The 6469-nt window shown below is 64.9% G+C and carries 4 protein-coding genes; 3 read left to right on the plus strand and 1 reads right to left on the minus strand.

The genetic code is table 11. The features are described from left to right. Positions 1 to 230: 230 nt before the first annotated feature. The 3 genes from AC3WOS_RS12435 to AC3WOS_RS12445 all read left to right on the plus strand — a co-directional run bounded on the left by AC3WOS_RS12435 (position 231) and on the right by AC3WOS_RS12445 (position 5471). Positions 231 to 2726, plus strand: a complete 2496-nt coding sequence (locus tag AC3WOS_RS12435; RefSeq protein ID WP_492716270.1) for a PLL family lectin — start codon at positions 231 to 233, stop codon at positions 2724 to 2726. Positions 2727 to 3091: 365 nt separating this feature from the next. Next, the gene (locus AC3WOS_RS12440) at positions 3092 to 4168 is read left to right on the plus strand and encodes a porin (protein ID WP_492716271.1); all 1077 of its coding nucleotides are present in this window, start codon (positions 3092 to 3094) and stop codon (positions 4166 to 4168) included. A 103-nt stretch (positions 4169 to 4271) separates the two neighbouring features. Beyond that, positions 4272 to 5471, plus strand: coding sequence for a M20/M25/M40 family metallo-hydrolase (locus AC3WOS_RS12445; protein WP_492716275.1), 1200 nt, complete (start codon positions 4272 to 4274; stop codon positions 5469 to 5471). A 152-nt stretch (positions 5472 to 5623) separates the two neighbouring features. On the opposite strand, the gene AC3WOS_RS12450 is transcribed toward AC3WOS_RS12445, so the two are convergent. Beyond that, positions 5624 to 6271 carry a TetR/AcrR family transcriptional regulator gene (locus AC3WOS_RS12450; protein WP_492716272.1) on the minus strand — a complete coding sequence of 216 codons (648 nt, stop codon included), beginning with the start codon at positions 6269 to 6271 and terminating at the stop codon, positions 5624 to 5626. Positions 6272 to 6469 lie beyond the last annotated feature (198 nt).

The following is a 6469-nucleotide window of genomic DNA, read 5'->3' on the forward strand; positions in this document are numbered from 1 at the left end:
GCCAGCGCGGGACGAGGCGCGTTTCAGCAAGGTATTTCATCGACACAAACGAGTGCTATCCCTCGATAGGAGTAACTTTAATGAACTCAACACAACGCGTCATGGTTCTGCCGGCGGCAGCCGGAACTGCGGGCGGGCCAACTCCGGCCTTCGGCCTGGGCACGCCAGACATGCCGTCGCCGGCATATGGGGGCCGAGCCGCGACAGGAACGGCGGCCGGCATAGGCGGCATGAGCATGCCCATGCCATCGAGTGGCAACAATTTGGCCGGATCGCGAACGCCGGAGATGGGACGCCAGCCTTTCCGCACGGTTCCGCCGCCGTCCAGAAGCTCCGATACGGTCGCCGCCATTACATCGCTGGCCGGTGTAGGCATCGCCGGCACGCCACCGGCGCCGGCCAACAAGCAGGTCACCGCCGGCATGTCCGGTGCGTCCAGCGCAAGCGGGTCGCCGGGCATGCCGCCGCCGCCCGCCGCGTCCGCCGGCGCGCCACACGCCACGGATGCCGGATCGGCGCGCGGCACACCCGGTATTCCGCCGGCGCCGACGGCAGGTTCGACGCCCGCTGGCGCAACCGGTGCGGAAGCGGCGCGGGGTACATCGGGGCCGCCGTCCGCGCCTGCCAATATCGACGTCGCCGGATCGCCCCCGGCCGAGCCGGCGCGGGGCACGCCCGGTACGCCGCCGCCGCCATCGGCCGGCACCGACAGTCCAGTGACGCCGTCATCCAAATCGGCCAAGGGAGGACAATCGGCGAAGGGAAGCCAGGGCGGATCGCCCGAGTCGGCCATGCCGCGCACGATGAGCGTCAATCTGGCCGCCGAAGCGGGCGGGGTCCCCGCCTCTGCCGCGGGCGACGCCGTGATGCACAGGACGCTGACACCCGTCGCCCCGGTCGGCACACCCGGCATCCCACCCTCGCCCTCGGAAGGGCAAAACCTGCAGCCGCAGCAACAGCAACAACAGACGCAGGCCGGCGCACTGCAGGGACAGCCCATGGCCCAGCAGGTTGCCCCAGGGCAGCTGGCCGAAGCGCGTGAAGTTGGCCTGGGCCCCTACACCTTCGCCGGCAGCACCAGCAATTTCGACGTCTACTACGACAACAGCCTGGGCGGCGCGGGCCTCAATATGGCCAATGCCCTCCTGGCCAACTGCGAGCGCGATTTTGCGGAGATGGTGGGCTGGTTCAGTGGCGTCACGGCGGGCCGCTTCAGCGTGTATGTCGATCCCGGCAGCTTCGGCGCCTATCACGCCAATTGCTCCGCCACCGAGCTGCACGTCGCGGCGTTTTCAGCCACCGACGGCAATCTGGTGAACATGCTGACGATGGCCGAAGTCGACGAAGTCTTCATGGCCAGGCAGGGGCGCTGGAATTGCGGCTACAGCACCGGCGAAGGCCTCTCGCGCGTGCTCACGACGCAACTCTATCCGGACTCCCTCGGTGGCTTTGCCTCCGCCTCCACGTGGCTCAACACGCCAGGACGGCCCGACTACATCAACGTCACCGATCCGACCGACCGGAATTATGTGTCGCTCGGATGCTCCACCCTGTTCCTGAACTTCCTGCGCCATCAACTGCGCTTCAGCTGGCAACAGATCGTCCGGGCCGGCGCATCGACGCTGGCGCAGACCTACACCAACCTCACCGGCAGGACCGACGGCTTGAGCCGCTTCAAGAACCTGCTGCAAGCCTACTATCCGGAGGGCACGCCGGTCAGCCTGGCTGGCGACAACGTCTTCCCCTTGCCGGGCTTGATGGAAGTGTTTGCGCGCGGCGCGGACGGCGCCGTCTGGCATCAATGGCAGACCGCACCCAATAACGGCTGGAGCGGCTGGTATTCGCTGGGCGGCTGGGTGGACCTGATCGAGGTCGCGCAAAACGATGACACCCGGCTGGAAGTGTTCGCGCGGGGCGGCGACGGCGCCTTGTGGCACAACTGGCAGACCGCTCCGGGCGGCGCCTGGAGCGGCTGGTATTCCATGGGCGGCTGGATCGACCGGCTGGAAGTGGCCCGCAACGCCGACGGCAGGCTGGAAGTATTCGCCCGCGGCGGCGACGGCGCACTGTGGCATCAATGGCAAACGGCGCCAAGCAACGGCTGGAGCGGCTGGTATTCGATGGGCGGCTGGATCGACATGATCGAGGTCGGGCAGAACGACGACGGCAGGCTGGAAGTGTTCGCACGCGGCGGCGACGGCGCTGTGTGGCACCAATGGCAGACCGCGCCCAATAACGGCTGGAGCGGCTGGTATTCCATGGGCGGCTGGGTGGACCTGATCGAGGTGGCCAACAACGCCGACGGCCGCATGGAGCTGTTCGTGCGCGGCGGCGATGGCGCGGTGTGGCACAACTGGCAGACCGCGCCCAGTAATGGCTGGAGTGGCTGGTACTCGATGGGCGGCTGGATCGACCTGCTGGAAGTCGGCATCAACGACGACGGGCGGATGGAAGTCTTCGCGCGCGGCGGTGACGGCGCGCTCTGGCATCAATGGCAGACCGCGCCCAACAACGGCTGGAGCGGCTGGTATTCGCTCGGCGGTTGGATAGACCGGCTGGAAGTGGCCCATAACGCCGACAACCGCATGGAGGTATTCGCCCGCGGTGGCGACGGTGCCCTGTGGCACCAATGGCAGACGGCGCCCAGCAACGGCTGGAGCGGCTGGTATTCCATGGGCGGATGGATCGATATCCTGGAAGCCTGGCCGGAACTACCGGGCGCCTAGCAGGGCAGCACATGCCCGGGGGCCGGCAATGGCAAGCCGGCCCTGTTGTCATACCGGCCGCAGCGCTGGCGCTGCGCGCCGGTATGCTGTCGCGCAGCCATGACGCGACAATGGGTCGTCACGCCCCGGCGACACACCCAGGTCATCACCCCGCTGTCCCCTCCCCGCCCGCACGCGGCACGACGACGCCGCGATAGCAAAATCTCAACTGCACAGGCTACGTAATAGCCACAGTTACGCCGACGATGTCGCTCCGACATAGTACGACCGCCGGCCGAAGCGTTCGGCATGGCACACATCCGGCGCATATGCATGTCACCGGCAATGGGTCAGTTATTCAATAAAAAATACATAAGAGACAAACAATGAAAAAAACGATGTCGGCTCTGGCCGTACTCTCCACGCTGTTCACGGCAGCCCAGGCGCAATCGAATGTGTCGATGTATGGTCTGTTGGACCAGGCACTGGTCTACACCAGCAACGTCAATGCCGCGAAAGGCAGTCTGGTCAGCATGAAGTCCGGCGGCATGAACACATCGCGGTTCGGCTTCCGCGGAACCGAAGATCTGGGTTCCGATTTGAAGGCCGTGTTCCAGCTCGAGAGCGGCATCCGCATCGACACTGGCACCCAGGATGACAGCACGGCGCTCTTCAACCGGCAAGCCAACGTTGGATTGCAGGGGAAATTTGGCCGGGTGATCGTCGGCCGCTCGTTCAGCACGACCTACGATTTCCTCCTGCCGTTCGATCCCATGGGATACGCGCCGGTCTATTCCTGGGCCATATCGGGCAACGCCTCCGCCCCCACTGCCGGGGGCGCGGTGCGCAAGGATGGCATGCTGACCGGTGTGTCCAACCTGGTCAAATACCAGGGCGATTTCGGGCCGTTCAAGATCGGCGCCACCTACGGACTCGGGGAGGAAGCCGGCAGCACGAGCGGTTCGGCCAAATATGACGTGGCAGCGGCCTACACCTATGGCCAGTTCGCCGTCGCCGGCAGCTACGACCGTCAAAACGGTGCGACCACCGCTGTCGGCGCCAAGGACAGGACCGACATGGGCCACGTCGGCCTTTCCTACACCTTCAGCGACATCAAGCTCTTTGCCGCCTACCGCGATTACAGGAAGACTTTCGCCAGCGGCGTCGCCGAGTTACGCAGCAACATGGTCTGGGGCGGCGTCTCTTACCAGGCGACCCCGGCATTGGCCTTGACCGGCGCCGTGTATCATCAGGATATCCAGCATGTCGCGCAGGCGGCACAAGCCGACCCGACCATGTACGTCGGCCGGGCGAAATACGCGCTGTCCAATCGCACCGACCTGTATGCCATCCTCGCGTACGCCAAGGCGCAGCATGACCTCGCTGTCAGCGTGTCGCGCGACGATCCGGGATTCGGCGCCACGCAGAGCGGCCTTGCGTTGGGCATGCAACATCGCTTTTAACTGCAACGGACTTACCATGCACCCTGCATACGCAATCAGTTAAAAACAAAGGATAAGAATGACAGCAGACCATACGCGCTTCCTGCGGAAATTCGGCCTGGGCATGGGTTTGGCGCTCGGCATCGCATCGCCGGCGGCATTTGCCCAGCCCGATAACCACGTCTACCAGCAGGCAGCACTCTACAAGAACGAGGCCGTGCAATTGCTGGAGCGGCTGGTCAATATTGATTCCGGCACCCGCGATGAAGCCGGTCTGGAACAGGTGAGCGGCATCGCCATCGAGGAGCTCAAAAAGCTGGGCGCCCGTGTCGAGACATATTCCGCCACCCCGGCGGCTGGCAACAACGTCGTGGCGACCTTGCAGGGCACCGGCAAGGGCAAGATCTTGCTCATGGCGCACATGGATACCGTGTACAAGGCCGGCACGGCCAAGGCCAAGCCGTTCTACATCAAGGACGACCGGGCTTACGGCCCCGGCGTCATGGATAACAAGGGCGGCGTTGTCACCGGCGTGTATGCGCTCAAGATACTGCAGCAGTTGCAGTTCAAGGACTATGCCAGGATTACGCTGCTGCTCAATTCGAACGAGGAAAGCGGCTCCACGGGAAGCCGGGCCCTGATCGAAAAACTGGCCCGCGAGCACGACGTTACCCTGAACCTCGAGCCTGGCCGTCCCGGCGATGGCCTGGTCATCTGGCGCAAAGGCAGCGGCACCGCCGTGGTGGACGTGCACGGCAAGGCGGCCCACGCGGGCGTGGCGCCGGAAAGCGGTCGCAACGCCACCATGGAAGTGGCGCACCAGGTGCTGCAGCTGGGAAAACTGGGCAATGCGGAAAAACAGACCACCGTCAATTTCACCGTCATCCGCACCGGGTCGGCCAAGAACGTGATCCCCGACCAGGCCAGCGCGCTGGGCGATGTCCGGGTGATGACGCCGGACGAGTTTGACCGCGTCGAGAAGGACCTGGCCACCGTCTCGGCCAACAAACTGATCGCCGACACGCAGGTGAAGACCAGCTTGATCAGGAGTTTTCCGCCCATGCCCAGGAATCCACAATCGGACCTGCTGGCCGCCAAGGCGCAGGCCATCTACGGTGAGCTGGGCCGCAAGCTGACGCTCGAAGGCAGCGGCGGTGCGGCCGATGCCAGCTTTTCGGCCGGCGTGGGCACGCCCACGCTGGATGGCTTCGGCATCGTCGGTGGCAACATCCACACACCGGATGAGTATGCGGAAGTGGCAAGCGTCACGCCCCGGCTGTATTTGCTGACGCGCATGTTGATGGAGCTGGGCAGCAAGAAATAAAAATAAGCGGCCGGACTACAACGGCGGCATATCGTGCGGCTTTGAGGTGACAAGCCGGCGCTAAGCAGACCGGAGGCGGCCAGGTTTTTGCCGCCTCCCCTTGTTCACTGTCGGCGGGCATTCCCCCTGCGCCAGGCCCGCACGAGCGGCACTCAGGCCGCCAGGATGGCGTTGGCGGCGCCCTGCTCCACATGGGTTTTGACCAGCAGGGAATCTTCCGGCAACGCGATCTGGGCCAGCGGGAGCTGCACCAGCCGCGTGGCGGCGGCGGCAGTCAAACCGAGTCCCATCAGGATGTGACTGGTGACCTGTTCGGGAAAATGAGGGGGCACCGCCCGGCTCACGATGCTGCACACGGCCGCCAGCGCGATGCCGGCGACTATATCGAGCCCCATCGCCACGTCGCCCACCTTGAAGCGGCCGGTCCGCATGCCTTCCTCGATGTGACGGGGGATGTATTCCAGTACCAGGTTGGTCGGCCGGGCCGCGTGCAGGCCGGTGCGGGCCACGAAGCCGGCAAACCGCGGATAGTCCTGCACCGTGTGCAGGTACAGGCGCAGCCCCTGCGCCAGGCGTTCGGCCGGATCCTTGATGCTGCCCACCACGGATTCGACCATGGCGATCAACTCGTTGCCCAGCTCTTCGCTGACGGCGGCCAGCAGCTCCGCATTGGTCTTGAAATAATAGTAAAACGTACCGCGCGATACGCCGGCGGCGGCAATCACGTCCTCGATCACGACCTCTTCCAGGCCGCGCTCGGCAAACAGCTTGAGGGCTCCCTCAATCAGATGACGGCGCATTTTCAGTCTGCGCGCGGCACCAACACGGACACGATGGTCTTCTTGCTTCATAAGTGGTATTCGGCTACGTCGTTTTGCAGTTATTCGGACCGATACAACGCCGGCGCTACCCGCCGGCCCGGCATCCGAAAGTCGCTATTGTCCCACAGATCTCCCCCCGTGCCGCTCCCCCCGCCGCCGCCCGTCCCGCCTATGGCG

The organism is Rugamonas sp. FW305-51 (genome assembly GCF_058786935.1).

Excerpts from the sequence above, each read along its gene's own strand:
- AC3WOS_RS12435 (WP_492716270.1), top strand. The coding sequence starts at position 231 with ATGAGCATGCCCATGCCATCGAGTGGCAACAATTTGGCCGGATCGCGA.
- AC3WOS_RS12440 (WP_492716271.1), top strand. The coding sequence starts at position 3,092 with ATGAAAAAAACGATGTCGGCTCTGGCCGTACTCTCCACGCTGTTCACG.
- AC3WOS_RS12445 (WP_492716275.1), top strand. The coding sequence starts at position 4,272 with ATGGGTTTGGCGCTCGGCATCGCATCGCCGGCGGCATTTGCCCAGCCC.
- AC3WOS_RS12450 (WP_492716272.1), bottom strand. The coding sequence starts at position 6,271 with ATGCGCCGTCATCTGATTGAGGGAGCCCTCAAGCTGTTTGCCGAGCGC.